Raw genomic sequence first — 16,387 nt, 5'->3', positions numbered from 1 at the left:
CCATCGGAGGCGCCCATCCTTCCCCAACTTCGAACGGCTCCGGAAGCAGTTCCCCGCGGGAAGGCACGCAAAGAATAAATCAGTGCTGATGCTGTTGGATAAGTTTCTGGAAGGGCTAATTATGCAGGGATTTACGCAGTTGATCTTCCTTGCGGGAGGAAAGGCGTATGCCTCAATGAGCCAGACCTGAGACGCCAAGCAGTCTTTCAATTGTATCGCCCTGTTGTCTCAGTTCTGCACTGGTGCCATGCCATGCCACGCGACCGCGTTCCAGAATGAGCACATGCTCGGCAAAGTCGAGTGCGCTTTGGATGCGCTGTTCAACCAGAAGAATGGTCATTTCCCCGCTGGAGGCAAGGCGTGCAAATGCTGCCATGAGTTCTTCGCAAATGACGGGTGCAAGTCCCTCCAGAGGTTCATCCAGCAATAAAACGCTCGGTTTTCCCAATATTGATCGCGCAGTAGAGAGCATTTGCTGCTCGCCCCCAGAGAGCTGGGAGCCAAGATTTTTACGGCGCTCCCTGAGGCGTGGAAACATATCATAAGATTCTTCCAGCGCGGATTGCGGGCGGCTTTTCAAACCGACAAAGAGATTTTCCTCGACAGTCAGCGAGGGGAATATACAGCGCGCCTGTGGGACGTAACCCAAACCTTTCAGGGCTCGCGCAGAGCTTTCCAGCGCTTCGATATTCGCGTCGCCAAGCCGTATAGAGCCAACATAGCGGCGCGTCTGTCCGGCAAGCGTTGCGAAGAGTGTTGTCTTGCCCATGCCATTACGTCCCAGCACTGCCATACGCGAACCGGAGGGAACAGAAAAGGAAATGTCTTCCAGAATGCGGGTGGGTCCGTAACCTGCATTGAGGCCTTTGACGTCAAGCGACGTTGCGGTCATGACCATAGCTCCCAAGATATGCTTCACGAACGCGTGGATCGCGCGTTACATCCGTTGGTGACCCATCAAAGATGATTTCGCCCGCTGCAAGGACAATCACCCTTTTGGCAAAACGGAAAACAAGGTCCATGTCATGTTCAATCATGAGGACTGCCAAGTCACCGGGCAGTTTTGACAAGGCTTCTTCGATCCGGCCTGTGTCGCTTTGCGGAACACCTGCAGCAGGTTCGTCCAGCAGCAGAACTTTGGGTCGAAGCGCCATGGCAAGGGCGATCTCCAGAAGACGCTGCTGCCCATAGGCAATCTCACGAACCTTCATATGCCGCATCGCCGTAAGGCCCAAGGTGGAAAGAAGTTCATCGACCTCAAACAGCATGCCTGGGTGAGATATATAGTTTCCGGCCATTCGACCGGATTTGCCGCTGCGTTGTAAAATTGCCAGAGCGATATGTTCCTCGGGTGTCATGTCAAGAAAAAGACGCGTCACCTGAAATGAACGCACGAGGCCATGGTGCACGCGCTGCGTTGGTTTGAAGTGTGTAACATCATTTCCGCCAAGCCTGACCTTGCCTGAGTCCGGTTTCAAATGCCCTGTTACGAGATTGACGAATGTGGTTTTGCCAGCGCCATTGGGACCGATCAGCGCGACCCGATCGCCGGGCCGCATGGCAAGTGTGACATTGCGGGTAACAGCAAGGCCGCCAAAATTCTTCTCGAGGTTATCCACCTCGAAGACAAAATCCGCGCTCATGACCGGCGTCTCCACAGGGATGGCAGGCGTTCGACAACTGTCCCGTAAATGCCGCGAGGTGCGCAGAGCACTACCGCGATGAGGAGGGCGCCTACCAGCGTAAGCCAATGGAACGGGTTTGCAGCGGAGACAAAATCTTCGAAAAACATGAAAACAAATGTTCCGATGAACGCGCCATAGAGTGATCCCGTGCCACCAAGAACGAGCATGACCAGCGCCTCTGCGGACATGGTGAAGCTCAGACTGTCGAGCCCTACGACCTGTGTGGAGATGGCAGTAAGCGCGCCGCCGACACCTGCTACTGCCCCGGAGATTGTGTACATTTTGAGCAGCGTTCCACGTACGGAAGCTCCCATCGCGCTGATGCGAACCGGGTCTTCCTTGATGCCCCTGCACAGCATGCCGAATGGGGATTGTACCAACTGGCGCAGAAGCATGAAAACGACAAGCAAAAGAACGATGCCGAAAATATAGGCCGTGCGGCCCCAAAGGTCGAACTGGAACAGTCCGAACACCGCATCAGGCGCAATACCTGACAGGCCATCACTGCCGCCCGTATAGGTCGAGGCTTTATTGGCTGCTTCGTGAAACAAATGAATGATTGCGATGGAAAGTACCAGCTGGGAAAGGCCATGCCCGCGGAGAATGATTGCGCCTGATAAAAGTCCCGCTACGGCACCGGCGGCGGCACCTATCACAACCATGGTAATTGGCTCGGTAATGCCGAAATGCACGGCAGCAATGCCAGCTGCATAGGCCCCGGAGCCAAAGAGCGCCGCATGGCCCAGCGTTGCGACACCGCAGTAACCCGTCACCAGATCAAGCGACAAGACCAGCAGGAGAATAGCGATAATGCGGGTCAGCAGCGCAAGATTATTCGGAAAAACCAGATAACCAAGGACTGCAAACAATGAGATGATGGCAAGGCCGATCAGATCGCGTTTAAGGTGACCGTGACCGGTTGGGGCAGAAGTTGCCAATGGTATTTCATTGACTGCAGTCATCTCAATTTGCCTTTCCGAGCAAGCCGCGCGGGAAGAAGCTGACAATGACAATCACAGCCAGATAGAAGAAGAACTCACCATATTCCGGCATGAGATAACGGCCCGTCGTGTCGATGCCCCCGAGCAGGAGGCAGGCCAGCAACGCACCTGGAATGGACCCTGCGCCTCCCACCGAAACCACAACCAGAAAGGTCACCATATAGCGCAGGGCGTAGTAGGGCTCGATTGGCAGAAGTTCGGCACCGACAACACCTCCGAAGGCAGCAAGGCCGACGGCGATTGCAAAGCTCGCAGCATAGACGACTTGCGTGCGCACGCCGAGGGCGGCAGCCATGGATGCATTGTCCACGGAAGCGCGCAACTTGACGCCGAAGGAGGTGCGCTCAATCAGGTACCAAAGGCCCAGTGCCACGGCGGCACCGCAGCCAATGGCGAAAAGCTTGTGCGCAGCGATAGACCGGAAACCAAGATCGATGGGTCCGCGCAAATGCTCCGGCAGGGGGATTGTTTTCAGTGTGGGACCGAAGACATAATTCGCAATACCGATGACGCAGAACGTAATCCCTATTGTCATCAGGACTTGTGTCAGTTCCGGTGCGCCATAGATACGGCGATAGAGCAGGCGTTCGACTGGAATTGCGATGATGATCGTGGCAAAGACGGCAAGAAGCACCGCGAAGCCATAAGCAAGGCCAAGATCGCGCACGGCATAGGACGCGATGTAACCACCTATCATAGCGAAAGCACCATGGGCGAGATTGACGACCCGCATCAGGCCCATGGTCACCGACAGGCCGATAGAAATCACAAAGAGCACCATGCCGTAGGCCAATGCATCGATTGCTATGCTGAAGACGGTCTGCATATGATGTTATCCTGCCTCGTCGGACATTACTTTACTGCTGCAAGGCCGGGATCCCCCTGCTTTTCAAAGGTCTTTATTTCCTTGTTATAAAAGGTTCCATCCTCGTGTTTGGCAACTTCGCGCAGGTAGATGTTTTGCGTTATGTGACGCGTTTGAGCATCGATCTGTACTGGTCCGCGGGGGCTTTCCCAAGCCAGCCCTTTCACCGCGTCGACTGCTTTTTGCGCATCTTGTGTGCCACCGGTCGCTTCGATCATCTTGTAAATCACATGCATGCCGTCATAGGCGCCGACCGATGGAAACGACAGTTCGGCGGGATTGCCGATCGCTTTGGAAGCAGCTTGGACAAATGCCTTGTTCTCGGCCGAGTCATGCGAAACGGCATAGTGGAACGTTGTGAGAATGCCGACCGCAGGATCACCAAGAGCGGGAAGGTCTGACTCCTGTGTCAAATCTCCGGGTGCAAGAAACTGGACACCAGCCTGTTTCAGACCGTTTTCATTATAGGCTTTGACAAAGCCAAGGGTCGTTGGGCCGGAAGGCAGGAAGGCAAAGACTGCTTCCGCACCGGAATCTTTCACGCGCTGCATGATCGGGCTGAAATCATTTGTTGCAAGCGGCATGCGGATCGACTCGACAACTGTGCCGCCTTCAGCACCGAACGTGGTCTTGAAAGCATTTTCAGCATCAACACCCGGTCCATAATCACTGACGACGGTGATGACTTTGCTGATGCCGCGCTCCTTTGCAACTTTTGCCATAGGAGCAGATGTCTGCCATGTGGTGAAGGATGTGCGGATAATCAGGGGACTCTTGGTGATGATTGCCGAGGTTGCCGCGTTCATCACGACAAGGGGTACATTTGCCTGCTCAAGCAAAGGGGTAACCGCCATCGCATCGGGTGTAAAATAGAAACCCGCGAGATATTGCACGCCCTCTTTGACAACGAGTTCCTGGGCCAAGGCTTTCGATTGGGCGGGGTCAGCCTGCGGCACGTCGCGATAGACGATCTCAATATCATTATCGCCGATCTTGCCAGCGCCATGGGTGGCGATATAGGCGTCGATGCCGGCCTTGAAATTTTTGCCCTGAAGCGCGAACGGACCTGAGAACGGCCCGACAACACCAATTTTGATAGTGTCGGCTGTGGCGGCGCTGCACATGGTAATGGCTGCGACCATAGAGATGATAATTTTCTTCATTCGTTCCTCCCTGGAACCCGATTTTATATTTAGTGTTTATCAGGCTTACGCCTCTCCCGGACAGCCATGCAACTTCAAATACTCCCAGTCTAATGTCGCAGACTGCGGGCGGGTGTAAAATGAAAAGTTCGATTCAATAAATAACCAAAAGCATATGTAATTTGTGATTTTAAGACCTTACTCACGGCATTCGATAACGATCATATCTCTTTTGTCCATCACTTGAAGGTTATGCATTATTGATCTCTCTAATAGGGCAGTCCGACATAGTTTTCCGATAAGGACGCGCTGGCGGCAGATGACTGTATGAGATAATCAAGCTCCGCTTCCTGAATACGCTGGCTAAAGGCGTCTGTTTCAGGAAAGCGATGAAGCATGGTTGTCATCCACCAGGAAAACCGCACAGCTTTCCACACGCGGGCCAGAGCTTTGCCGGAGTAGGCATCGAGCCCTGTTGGTGATTTTTCCAGATAGTATTCCCGCAATCCTTCAAACAGATAATGGACATCGCTTGCAGCAAGATTGAGCCCTTTTGCGCCGGTAGGCGGTACAATATGTGCGGCATCGCCGACAAGAAAAAGCCTCCCGAAACGCATCGGTTCGGCAACAAAAGAACGAAGTGGGGCGATGGATTTTTCGAAGGATGGGCCCGTGATAAGCGCCTGTGCATCTTCTACAGGAAGTCTGCGACGCAGCTCGTCCCAGAAACGGTCGTCCGACCAATCCTCTATTCGGTCATCAAGCGGACATTGCACATAGTATCGGCTGCGGGTGAGCGAGCGCATTGAGCACAGGGCAAATCCCCGCTCGTGGCTTGCATAGATGAGTTCGTCGCGAACAGGATGTACCTCGGCAAGAACACCCAACCAGCCAAAAGGGTACACGCGTTCGAAAGTCCGGATTGCATCCTGTGGAACCGATTTGCGACTGACGCCGTGATATCCATCGCACCCGGCGATGTAATCGCAATCAATTCGATGTGTGGTGCCATCCTTCTCATAAGTGACGTAGGGGGAGGATCTGTCAAACCCATGAGGCTTAACATTGATGGTGTCATATATCGTCGTTGATCCAGCGGCTTCGCGCACTGTCATAAGATCGCTGGTCAACTCTGTCTGGCCATAAATCATGACCCGCTTGCCGGTGAGTGCGTGCAAATCGATTCGATGATTTTGACCACCGAATGCGAGCGAAAAACCCTCATGAGCCAAGCCTTCCGCATGCATGCGCCTGCCTGCTCCGGCCTTGTCGATGAGACCGACCGTGCCTTCTTCAAGAACACCAGCCCGAACCCTGTGCAGGATGTAATCCTTGCTTACGCGATCGAGAATTATGTTGTCGATTCCAGCGCGGGTCAGCAGCGTACCCAGCAACAATCCCGCTGGTCCGGAGCCGATGATAACGATCTTAGTGCGCATCGCTGCCGCTCCGCCCGATGGACTTTATATTGCTGCACATACTCAGCGCGAGGTTCAGAGAAGCTGCAGTTGCGATGGCCATTTGTGGAAGCAGCATCCATTCGAGCGACCATGCCGAACCCGAGCGCTCCTGTTCATGTACGAGTGCCAGATGCATGCCGGAGAGCTGAACCGCATTAAACCGGGCCAATGTCACAAGGAGTTCTGCTGCCACGGGATTCTGTTTATGGGACATGGCGGATGACGCGCCCCCACCATCAAGAACGATTTCCCCAAGCTGGGCCAGTAATGCAATATCCGCACCGAATTTACCGAGTGTTCCAGTGATCAACGACAGAAGGCTGGAGAATTCGGCAAGCCGATCACGCTGGCTATGCCATTGTGGTGCATCACCAAGTTTGAGCGTGCGGGCCAAGTTTGTGCGTACAGTAACGGCCTTACTTCCGAGACGATCCAGCGTTCCTGCTGCACCACCCAACTGAACGATAAAGAGCGCTTGAGACTGGATAATGAGTCGCTCGCGATGGCGGATCAAAGGATCGCGCCATGCGTCGATGCGATCTGTTACCTTGATTGGTATGGCGGGTTGCATTCGTGTGCGACCCATCAAAGCCTTTGCCCCATGCTTTTTATCAAGATGTGACAGAGCCGAAATCACAGCCTCCAACCGCGTATCGAGGATACGGCTAAGGGTTTTGAGCCGGAGAATCAGGCTTGTGTCGATCACATCCTGGCTCGTCGCGCCAAAATGGACCGATGGGGCATGTTTTTTTCCCACTGCCTTGCGCAATTGATTGACAAGTTCCGGTACCACAACGCCATCTTTACCGGTAGCCAGCTTGAGCGCCTCGTAATCTGGCGCAAATGATTGGCAGATCGTGGTGATGCAGTCAGCGGCATCTCGACCAATAAGCCCGGCTTCTGCTTCAGCCTGTGCCAAGGCAGATTCGAATGCAAGCATGGCTCGCATATCCGCTTCCGCCGTAAACAGGCTTGACGCTTCCGCATCGCCTAACAGACCGGACAGGAAAGGGTGGTCGAATGGAGATGCACTCATGTCCAGCTTTCAGATATCGAGAAAAACAGTTTCCCTGTCGCCTTGCAGGTAGATGTCGAAACCGTAATTGTTTCCTTCACGTGACGCGATCAACGTTGAAACCCTGACTCTATGTTCGATACGGGCCAGCAGGGGATCTTCTGAATTTGCCTGTTCCTCGTCGCCGAAATACATGCGTGTATGGAGGCCGATATTGATGCCTCGGGCAACGATCCAGAAAGAGATATGGGGTGCCATCAAGCGCCCATCCTTGTACGGAACCCGGCCGGGCTTGATGGTTTCAAAACGGAATTCGCCGCTTTCCATATGTGTTGGCTGTCTACCCCAGCCGGTAAAGTTCGGATCGGCTGTTCCGCGCAATTCGGAGTGACTGTTGTAGAAGCCCTGACTATCCGCCTGCCAGATTTCGATCAACGCATCGCGCAACGGCGCTCCTGCTCCATCGAAGACCTTGCCGCAAATAGTGATACGTTCGCCTTTGGTTTGTTCATTGACCATGGCGCTTCCGAGGTCGCTCTCGTAAACGCCTTTAATATCCACAAAGTTGGGGAGCAAACCGATATGAACATAGGGTCCTGCGGTTTGTGACGCGCTTTCTTTCAGAATACCAAGGGATTGTGCCATCAGTTGCCCTCCAGCCTGTTCTCGAAAAGGGTCGAGCGACGGCCGCGAAGGACTATGTCGAATTTGTAGGCGCGGGCATCCATGGGAATCGTATTGTTCATATCAAGCGCTGCAATCAACTGTTCGATGGCAGCCTTGTCCGGAATTGTTTTGACTATCGGACAACTCCAGATCATCGGATCACCATCGAAATACATTTGGGTTATCAGGCGTTGTGAAAAGCCGTGACCAAACACCGAGAAGTGAATATGGGCGGGGCGCCAGTCATTAACGCCGTTGGGCCAGGGATAGGCACCCGGCCGGACTGTGCGAAACCTGTAATAACCGTCTTCATCGGTAATGGTTCTTCCGCATCCTCCGAAATTTGGATCGATGGCTGCTAAATATGTTTCTTTCTTGTGACGGTAGCGCCCGCCGGCATTTGCCTGCCAGAACTCAAGCAGGGCGCCAGAGACGCCCTTGCCGCGCTCGTCGACTACGCGCCCATGAACGATGATACGTTCACCAATAGCGGATTCACCCGGTGCGGCATAATTATGGATCAAATCATTATCGAGCTCGCCGAGAATCGACGGGTTGAAGACCGGACCAGTGATTTCAGACAATGTCCCATCAAGGGAAAGCAAAGCCTTCTGGGGAGACCGCAGGACGCTGGTTTTATAGGTTGGTGTAAGAGCGGGCGGATGGCGTGTGTGATCCCGTGCCCAAAATGCTCCGGTTTCCGGTTTCTTGTTCGACATGTTTCCTCCTCATGCCGCCTGTTCGTCTTCTAGTTCCTCATATACCTGCTTGGTCAGTTTTATCGCGTGATTGGCAGCAGGCACGCCCGCATAGATGGCAACGTGCAAAAGGGCTTCGCGAACATCTTCCTTGGTCGCGCCGGTATTTATCGTTGCGCGAATATGCATGGTCAATTCTTCGTCCTGTCCGAGCGCTGCAAGCAAAGCGATTGTCACGATTGACCGCTCGCGTTTGGTCCATTGCGGCCGTGACCAGACATGGCCCCATGCAGCTTCTGTAATCAAATCCTGAAAGGGAACATCAAATTCGGTCTTGCTTGCTTCAGCCTTATCGACATGCCTATCACCCAGAACAGATCGGCGGGTTTCCATTCCCTTGTTGTAGCGCTCGGAAGGACTTTTCATTTGACACTAACCATTGGATTTTCCCCCAAGCTTGAACTCGTCGATAAAGGCAAGAATGATCGCAACGAGCATTTCAGGTTGTTCCACGCAAGGAATGTGCCCGGAATTCTCGATTACCTCGTAGCGTGCATTGGGGATCAGTTTTGCCAGCGACAGGACCAGGTCAGGAGGTGTCGAACCGTCCTGATCGCCTACAATGCAAATCGCCGGTACTGAGATTCTGCTAGCAGCTTGCGTAAAATCAGCATCGCGCAGTGCAGCACATGTTCCCGCATATCCGGCCAATGGCTGCCTGATCAGCATGTTTCGATAACCAGCCAAAGCTGCGCTGCTATCGCGATGAAAAGGTGGAGTGAACCAGCGCTGAAGCACCGTATCTGCGATGCTCTCAATACCGCTTTGTTCAAGCGTGGCCATACGTTCATTCCAGAAATCGGCAGTTCCAATCTTGTGGGCAGTGTCGCAAAGGATCAGAGCCCGAACGAGATCGGGCCGTTTGGCATAAAGTCCCTGTGCAACAAGACCACCAACCGACAAGCCGCATATAATAGCGTCTTTGACATTGAGGAAATCAAGCAGTTCGGCCAGATCGTCTACATGGTCGTCGATTTTGTATGGAAATGTGCCGACACCGGAAAGTCCGTGGCCGCGCTTGTCATAGGTGACAATGGCAAAATCACCAGCAAGCCGGATGATGACATCGCGCCAGATTCGAAAATCTGTGCCCAACGAATTGGCAAATACGATGACTGGTTTTGATGCCGGTCCGCCAATAAGCTGATAATGCAGCGTTACTCCATTTACATCGGCAAATTGCACGGCTCTCTCCCTTTCAAACAAAATGATATGTGCGTACGGTTCTGTAAAATGAACTTTTGGGCTCAATCAATAACCCATTGGTTATTTTTTTATTGGCCTATTTGCAGTCTATTCGACAAGACTTGCATTCACGAGGTAGCGCATCGGGCCGGAAGTTGCGCTATCGAATGGCCAGCAGGTGGCAAGGACAAGATTCTTGCCGCTGGCTTTGACATCAATCCCCGAATGATCCCAGCGGACGACTTCGGTGCCAACGACTTTATAATGAAAAGTTTTGCCATCTTTACCCGTGACCTTGATGTCGTCATTGACGCGTATGTTTCTTAAAAACGCAAAATGGGTATCGCGGTGCGCCGCATAAACTGCCGTACCATCTTCTCCCGGTTCGGCGCTGCTCTCCACATGGCCGGGGCCAAAGGCAAGAGCCTGACCGCTTGCGCCATGCAATGCGATTGCGGTTTCGCCCAAGCGGGGAAGATCGATGCGGGCAACAGGCCAGGTATCGGCCCAAGACCATGGTTTGACAGGCTCGCCAGTTGCAATCGTTTCGCTGAATGCCCGCTCCAGCAGGATTTGGGCCAGCTGAGCCTTGGCATGGATCCACAGACCTTGACCAAATAAAGCAAAGCCGAACAGCGCTGCGATAATTGCAACCATTTTCAAAGCAGGGCGGAAAACCGCCCCGCTTTGATCTTTATGCGAAACCGCGATCATGATGCATTGCGTCCTGATTTGCGGTTGAAGAGTAACAGACCCGCACTGGCCAATAGGATCAAGAGGCCACCGAGCATTCGCAGCTCAGCGTCGGTTGCTGTCTGAGGAAGCGGAAGCTGCGCTGGTGCGTTCTCCACCAGAACCGGTTTCTGACTGTAGGCGATCTGTTCGACGCCGGAGGATTCCATATCTGCCTTGCGTAGTGTTTGCTCCCCGAACACCTTGTCGAAATCCCACCCTGCTGGAAGATTTAGCGGAACGTCAGAACGTGTCAGCGGCTTGTCCGCATCGCGCGATGGTGTCTTGTCTACAGCAACCAGACTTGTCAGCCGGGTTACAAGACCATGCTCCAATGCAAGGTTCAGGATATGCTTGTTGGCTTCGTCCGTGGTGATCGTACCGAGGGTGCTCTCGACTTCCGCATCAGAAATTTTACGGCGTGCCCAAAGCTTCGACAGACCTTCACCTGTTGCGGCATTGGCAAGGGGAACTGTCATCTCCCAAGGCTGCCTGCCGATCATGCCTTTGACTGTCAGCGTTCCCGATGGTGCACCAAGTTTCGCTGCAATGACCAAAGGTTCGCCGCGATAAAGATCCGGCAGGGTGGCGGGCGTCATATCTGCGTTACCAGACGAGAATTTGGCGACAAGATTGGTTACGACTGGGTTTTCGAGTTTTGCAAAGAGGTCACGCATACGATCATTGACCTCTTCGCCGGAACCTATGGACGTAAAGCTGCCACGACCGAGTTCTGCTGCACGGTTCATCAGATAGTTGTTTGGTGCCGAGCCGATGCCGACCATGAACACCCGCGACCGGCCACGCTTGGCAGCAATTGCATCAAGAAGCTGCTGTTCATTGCCGATTGCGCCATCGGTCAGGAAAACGATCTGGCGGATGAAGGATTGTTCCGCTGGACGGGGATCATTCAAAGCTGCCCGCAAGGGTTCCAGCATTTCCGTGCCGCCGGATGCCTGCAGATTGTTGACAAATGCGCGCGCCTTGGAGGTGTTTTCGCTGTTGGCGCTCACGGTATCGTTGAAAAGCAAATCCATCGTGTCATCGAAACGGATGACATTGAAGCGATCAGCAGACTTGAGACGGCTCAGGGCGTAATCGAGGCTGGCTTTGGCCTGATCCATTGAGGAGCCACCCATAGAGCCGGAATTATCGATAACGAACACGATCTCTCGGGGGCGTATGTCTTTCTCCTGTTCAATGACAGGAGGCGTAATATAGGCGAGGGCAAAATCATCCTTGCCGACGTGCTCACGGAAGAGACCGACTGCAGGTGCCTTGCTATCTTTGGGCGTCCAGGTCAGCTCGAAATCACGATCCGCATGGGCATTGTCGGCAAGAGTAATGACTTGCGTTTGATCATTGAGGCTCTCTGTTTTCACCGTATGGTGCCGGCTTTTGACCTCACCAAGTGCAAACCCAGCCTGCAGGCGAACCTTGATACTGACCGGGTTAACCGGAGCGTTGAGACGGGGATCAAGAACAGGCGCGGTAATTTTATCGCGATCCGGAACCGGGTCGGAAGCCGAACCCCAGCCAATTCCATTTGCTGAAATATCTGCCGATTGCGTTAAAGGCGCTGGATTGTAGCGTGGCGCAACCACAAGTGGCACACGCAGGGAAAATATATCACTGGAAAGGCGGATCGGCTCCTGAAAGTCGATCTGCACGACGACCTGTTCGTGTGGCCCGATATTGGCTACAGAATTTGTGAAAAGATTGGGGCGCTCCTGTTCCACCAGACTGGCTTTTTGACCTTGCGCCTTGGCAGTCTCATAGATTGCCTTGGCCTCCTGCCTTTCCTTGATATTGCCGACAATAACACGCTTGCCAACCACCATTTTGAGGCCGTGCACGGCGCTGTCTTCCGGCAATGGATAGGCATAGACCGCTTCAACCCAACCATTGGAGGGATTGGTGAAAATCTGAGTGATGCGGGCACGCGCAGTCGGGCCGCTGACAACAATATCAACATCTGTTGCCACGCGTGTCGCTTCCACGTAACGGCCTGGTTCCGAGCTCTTCAAAAGCAACGAGCCGGATTTGACTTCATCAAGTGTCATCAGTTGCGATTGCTGCGCGGCTGATGCTTCGGCACGGGCTGGTAGAGCGGAGAAAAGGGCGGCTGCAAGTGCAATCAATGGAAGTACCAGAATATTGATAAGGCCGATCGCCCGGCAACTCCGACCGACCCAGCGGGGCATTGATCTGTGTTTGCGATTAAGCGTTAGATAGTTCATCGGGAAAGCTCCTGTTGGTGCTCCCATCGGGAAGCTTTCCTCATTTCATCCACATGCCGTTTTACCGCCAGCGTAAGGTTCCGCGATGTTCCGCACGGGAGCGTCAACTACCGCCTTGCCGGATGCCATGATGTGTGGATATGTGAAGGAATGTGCGGTGCGTGACGTATTCGGGGCGGATAATGGACAGCGACGAACTATCTGAAAAACAGAACAGGGGTGTTGCTGCTCGGATACGTGAAGAGTTGGCACGCCGCAGAGTGTCGCGGCAATATCTTGCCGATCTGGCCAAGATCAGCCTTTCGACATTGGAAAAAGCATTGTCTGGTCACCGGCCATTCACGCTGGCGACGACGATCCGGCTTGAAGAAGCCCTGGCAATGCGGCTGCGGGTGTCAGAAACGCTGGATAACGTTGCTGCCATATCCAATGGTCACGCCGATGAGCAGTTTGGCGCTTATTCACGCGCGTCGGTCGCCTGGATTGAAGGCTTGTATCTCACCGTCCGGCCTTCGTTTGGCGACCGGCAGGCAATCTTTGCTTATTGCACCGAGATTCACTGGAATGAGGCGGCATCCAATCTCAGGTTCAATGAGAAAGACAGGCTGGACGCCGCTTTTACCCAGCAGGGAACTGTATCCATTCCCAATCTTTCGGGCCATATTTATCTTTCGACCAACACATCGGGACAGCAAAGGCTGATTATCGTTTCGCGGCCCTCGATTACCGGCGAGATGTATGGAATCTTGACTACATTGCAGGCAGGGCGCGGTGCACAATTGACACCGGTAGCTGCACCAATCGTGCTTATTCCGATGAAGGCGTTAGCGGATGCTCCGCTGGGACGGATTAACCCTGACCAGCCAGGTTTTGACGCCTATGCGGCATATCTCAAGCGCACTGTGGAAGAGCCGTTTGCCATGTTCCTGCCGGGTGTCGCAGCGCCATGATCGAGAACCGCATCAAGTTTCGCCATCTGTTTACGTTCCTTGAAGTGGCGCGGCAGAAGAGCGTGATGAAGGCGGCGGACCAGCTCAACATCAGTCAGCCAGCCGTTACCAAGACTATAAGGGAACTCGAAGACGTGCTCGGCGTGGCCGTTTTCGAACGGGATGGGCGCGGAATTCGCATTACACGCTACGGAGAGGCTTTCCTCAAACATGCGGGTGCATCCATAACTGCGCTGCGGCAAGGCGTTGATTCCGTATCAAGCGAGCTGAGCGGAGATGGAATACCAGTGCGCATAGGCGCCTTGCCGACCGTCTCGACCCATATTATGCCGCGCGCCATGCAACTGTTTCTTAAAGAAAAGACAGGAAGCCGTCTCAAAATCGTAACAGGTGAAAATTCGGTGCTGCTGGAACAGTTGCGGCTAGGCGATCTTGATCTTGTCGTCGGGCGGCTTGCTGCGCCAGAGAAGATGACAGGGCTTTCTTTCGAGCATCTTTACTCCGAGCAGGTCGTGTTTGCGGTGCGGGCAGGACATCCTTTGCTGGGCAGCGATAATGTCTTTTCGCGGCTGAGCGATTTTCCGCTCCTCATGCCGACACGCGCGTCAATCATCCGCCCCTTTGTCGATCGCTTTCTTATCGTCAACGGTATTGGCAGCCTGCCAACTGAGATTGAAACCGTTTCCGATGCGTTCGGGCGAGCTTTCGTCCGTATCAGCGATGCGGTCTGGATCATCTCTGCTGGCGTGGTTGCGAATGACCTGGCGGACGGCCTGCTGGCAACACTCGATATTGACACGCAAGACACCAAGGGGCCCGTTGGTTTGACTGTTCGTGCCGAAGTAATTCCTTCACTGCCGCTTTCCATCCTGATGCAGACGATCAGGGAAACAGCACGTGACATAGCCTAAAGCAGGACGAGCCGCAGTGCTGCTTGTGTCTCGCGCATGATTGGCAGATAGCGTCCGACCATTTCTGTCAGCTCCGTGCGCACAGCCTGTGTACCCACATTAAGGGCAGCAACCGTCGATCCGTTGGCACCTATAAGTGGAATGGCGATTGAACGCAGGCCCATTTCCAATTCCTGATCGACAATCGCATAACCTTGTTCGCGAACATGCTGAAGTTCGTTGAGCAACTCTTCAATGTTGGTCAAGGTGTGCTGGGTATTGGCTTTCAAATCCGTGGTCTCAAGAATGTTGCGAGCCTGTTGCCCGGGAAGGGTAGCGAGCAGCACGCGTCCCATTGATGCACAGTATGCGGGCAGCCGGCTGCCTGGACTCAGATTTATCGACATAACCCGCCGCTGGGCTGCACGGGCAATATAGACCACCTCATTTCCGTCAAGAACGGAAACAGAAGCACTTTCGCCTGTTGCCTCGGATAGACGGTCGAGAAATGGCTGTACGATACGCGGCAAGGGTGTTGCCGACAGATAAGCGTGGCCGAGACGCAGAACACGGGAGGTCAAGGTGAAGAATTTCCCGTCATAATGGGCGTAACCAAGCTTGGAGAGGGTCAGCAGACAGCGACGGGCTGTTGCCCGTTCAAGTCCAGTGATGGTGGACACATCCGTAATTGACAGACGGGGCGTTGCTTCCCCGAACGCCTCAATGACGCGCAGCCCTTTTGCAAAGCCGCTTATAAAATCCGTTTCACGCATAAAGACGCTCTCCAACTGAAGCATAAAGCTAGCACAGTTTGTGCGATATACGAACAAAAATCAAATAACGCACAAACTGTTTGACGTTTTGCTAGTCTGGTCCTTATCTGCACGTCGAATTGACCATTCATATGGTCAATTTTTTCGGAATTCCCCAATGAGATGAGGAGATTGCCATGGCTCGCCTGTGCTCACTTTCGCAAGCTGTTGAGGAAAATCTACGCGACGGCGATAGTGTTGCTCTGGAAGGCTTTACACACCTCATTCCTTACGCGGCGGGACATGAAATCATACGGCAGGGGCGAAAAGAGTTGTTCCTGATCCGCATGACCCCCGACATAATCTATGATCAGCTTATAGGTGCCGGTGCAGCAAGAGGTATGAAATTTTCGTGGGGTGGCAACCCGGGCGTAGGGTCATTGCACCGGTTTCGTGATGCGGTAGAGAATCAATGGCCGCGACCACTGGAAATCGAAGAGCATTCCCATGCCGCCATGGCAAATGCCTATGAAGCCGGAGCAGCCAACCTGCCGTTTGCAACGTTGCGCGGGTATATCGGAGCCGATCTGCCCAAGGTGAATGCCAACATCCGCGATGTTACCTGTCCTTTCACCGGCGAAGTTCTGGCTGCCGTGCCGTCCATACGCCCCGATGTCTCAATCATTCATGCGCAGCGCGCCGACCGACAGGGCAATGTTCTGATCGAAGGAATAATTGGTGTGCAGAAAGAGGCGATTCTTGCTGCAAAGCGCTCCGTCGTTACGGTTGAGGAAATTGTTGACGAGCTGAGTCCGCCTTCGTCAAATTCCGTAGTCCTGCCATCATGGGCAATCAGTTGCGTTGTTCATGTGCCTGGCGGTGCTTTCCCATCCTATGCGCACGGCTACTACAAACGTTCAAATTCCTTCTATATCGCATGGGACAAGATCGCCCGCGAGCGAGACAGTTTTCAGGCATGGATCAGGCAGAATGTGATGAACGGTAGCCCGGAAGATTTTTTGCGGCATATCGGCAAAGCGGCGTGA

Annotated in this window: 18 protein-coding genes; 4 read left to right on the top strand and 14 right to left on the bottom strand. The window is 53.7% G+C overall.

What is annotated here, in order from left to right; all coding sequences use genetic code 11:
* Positions 1 to 190: hypothetical protein (locus PMI41_RS25335; protein WP_040856137.1), on the top strand; the 190-nt coding region annotated here is incomplete at its 5' end.
* Here PMI41_RS25335 and PMI41_RS21360 read toward each other — a convergent pair.
* From PMI41_RS21360 to PMI41_RS21300, 13 genes are all read right to left on the bottom strand, one after another.
* Complete coding sequence (locus PMI41_RS21360; protein ID WP_008128342.1) at positions 173 to 892, bottom strand: ABC transporter ATP-binding protein; 720 nt, start codon at positions 890 to 892, stop codon at positions 173 to 175. The two genes, PMI41_RS25335 and PMI41_RS21360, sit on opposite strands and share 18 nt — an antisense overlap.
* Positions 873 to 1,643: an ABC transporter ATP-binding protein gene (locus tag PMI41_RS21355; protein WP_008128340.1), complete on the bottom strand. Its 771-nt coding sequence runs from the start codon at positions 1,641 to 1,643 to the stop codon at positions 873 to 875. Before PMI41_RS21355 ends, PMI41_RS21360 begins: the two co-directional genes overlap by 20 nt.
* Positions 1,640 to 2,647 (bottom strand): branched-chain amino acid ABC transporter permease, encoded by a 1,008-nt coding sequence (locus PMI41_RS21350; RefSeq protein WP_008128338.1) that lies wholly within the window; start codon positions 2,645 to 2,647, stop codon positions 1,640 to 1,642. Before PMI41_RS21350 ends, PMI41_RS21355 begins: the two co-directional genes overlap by 4 nt.
* A 1-nt stretch (position 2,648) precedes the next feature.
* Positions 2,649 to 3,512: a branched-chain amino acid ABC transporter permease gene (locus PMI41_RS21345; RefSeq protein ID WP_008128334.1), complete on the bottom strand. Its 864-nt coding sequence runs from the start codon at positions 3,510 to 3,512 to the stop codon at positions 2,649 to 2,651.
* Positions 3,513 to 3,538: 26 nt separating this feature from the next.
* Complete coding sequence (locus PMI41_RS21340; RefSeq protein WP_008128332.1) at positions 3,539 to 4,714, bottom strand: ABC transporter substrate-binding protein; 1,176 nt, start codon at positions 4,712 to 4,714, stop codon at positions 3,539 to 3,541.
* A gap of 248 nt (positions 4,715 to 4,962) precedes the next feature.
* On the bottom strand, positions 4,963 to 6,132 hold the full coding sequence (pobA, locus tag PMI41_RS21335; RefSeq protein ID WP_008128330.1) for a 4-hydroxybenzoate 3-monooxygenase: 1,170 nt from the start codon (positions 6,130 to 6,132) through the stop codon (positions 4,963 to 4,965).
* The gene (locus PMI41_RS21330; protein ID WP_008128328.1) at positions 6,122 to 7,189 is read right to left on the bottom strand and encodes a 3-carboxy-cis,cis-muconate cycloisomerase; all 1,068 of its coding nucleotides are present in this window, start codon (positions 7,187 to 7,189) and stop codon (positions 6,122 to 6,124) included. The genes pobA and PMI41_RS21330 overlap by 11 nt, the downstream gene beginning before the upstream one ends.
* Positions 7,190 to 7,198: 9 nt before the next feature.
* Positions 7,199 to 7,813 carry a protocatechuate 3,4-dioxygenase subunit alpha gene (gene pcaG / locus PMI41_RS21325; protein WP_008128326.1) on the bottom strand — a complete coding sequence of 205 codons (615 nt, stop codon included), beginning with the start codon at positions 7,811 to 7,813 and terminating at the stop codon, positions 7,199 to 7,201.
* Positions 7,813 to 8,553, bottom strand: a complete 741-nt coding sequence (pcaH, locus tag PMI41_RS21320) for a protocatechuate 3,4-dioxygenase subunit beta (protein WP_008128324.1) — start codon at positions 8,551 to 8,553, stop codon at positions 7,813 to 7,815. The genes pcaG and pcaH overlap by 1 nt, the downstream gene beginning before the upstream one ends.
* A gap of 9 nt (positions 8,554 to 8,562) precedes the next feature.
* Positions 8,563 to 8,958 carry a 4-carboxymuconolactone decarboxylase gene (pcaC, locus tag PMI41_RS21315; protein WP_008128322.1) on the bottom strand — a complete coding sequence of 132 codons (396 nt, stop codon included), beginning with the start codon at positions 8,956 to 8,958 and terminating at the stop codon, positions 8,563 to 8,565.
* Positions 8,959 to 8,964: 6 nt separating this feature from the next.
* Positions 8,965 to 9,777: a 3-oxoadipate enol-lactonase gene (pcaD, locus tag PMI41_RS21310; RefSeq protein WP_008128320.1), complete on the bottom strand. Its 813-nt coding sequence runs from the start codon at positions 9,775 to 9,777 to the stop codon at positions 8,965 to 8,967.
* Between the two features lie 108 nt (positions 9,778 to 9,885).
* Positions 9,886 to 10,434 carry a class GN sortase gene (locus tag PMI41_RS21305; RefSeq protein WP_157179459.1) on the bottom strand — a complete coding sequence of 183 codons (549 nt, stop codon included), beginning with the start codon at positions 10,432 to 10,434 and terminating at the stop codon, positions 9,886 to 9,888.
* A gap of 53 nt (positions 10,435 to 10,487) precedes the next feature.
* A complete protein-coding gene (locus PMI41_RS21300; protein WP_008128315.1) occupies positions 10,488 to 12,749 on the bottom strand; it encodes a marine proteobacterial sortase target protein in 2,262 nt (753 codons plus the stop codon).
* 182 nt (positions 12,750 to 12,931) lie between these two features.
* Between PMI41_RS21300 and PMI41_RS21295 the strand changes: the two genes are divergently transcribed.
* Both PMI41_RS21295 and pcaQ read left to right on the top strand, forming a co-directional pair.
* Entirely contained in the window at positions 12,932 to 13,699 is a 768-nt protein-coding gene (locus PMI41_RS21295) for a helix-turn-helix transcriptional regulator (protein WP_008128313.1), read from the top strand.
* On the top strand, positions 13,696 to 14,610 hold the full coding sequence (gene pcaQ / locus PMI41_RS21290) for a pca operon transcription factor PcaQ (RefSeq protein ID WP_008128309.1): 915 nt from the start codon (positions 13,696 to 13,698) through the stop codon (positions 14,608 to 14,610). The genes PMI41_RS21295 and pcaQ overlap by 4 nt, the downstream gene beginning before the upstream one ends.
* On the opposite strand, the gene PMI41_RS21285 is transcribed toward pcaQ, so the two are convergent.
* Entirely contained in the window at positions 14,607 to 15,362 is a 756-nt protein-coding gene (locus PMI41_RS21285) for an IclR family transcriptional regulator (RefSeq protein ID WP_008128307.1), read from the bottom strand. The two genes, pcaQ and PMI41_RS21285, sit on opposite strands and share 4 nt — an antisense overlap.
* 176 nt (positions 15,363 to 15,538) lie before the next feature.
* Between PMI41_RS21285 and PMI41_RS21280 the strand changes: the two genes are divergently transcribed.
* Entirely contained in the window at positions 15,539 to 16,387 is an 849-nt protein-coding gene (locus PMI41_RS21280; RefSeq protein ID WP_008128305.1) for a CoA transferase subunit A, read from the top strand.

Origin of the sequence: Phyllobacterium sp. YR531, from assembly GCF_000282595.1 — a bacterium.
Classification (GTDB): Bacteria; Pseudomonadota; Alphaproteobacteria; order Rhizobiales; family Rhizobiaceae; genus Phyllobacterium.
The sequence above is the reverse complement of the archived record's forward strand: the minus strand, read 5'-3'. Positions and strand labels throughout refer to the sequence as shown.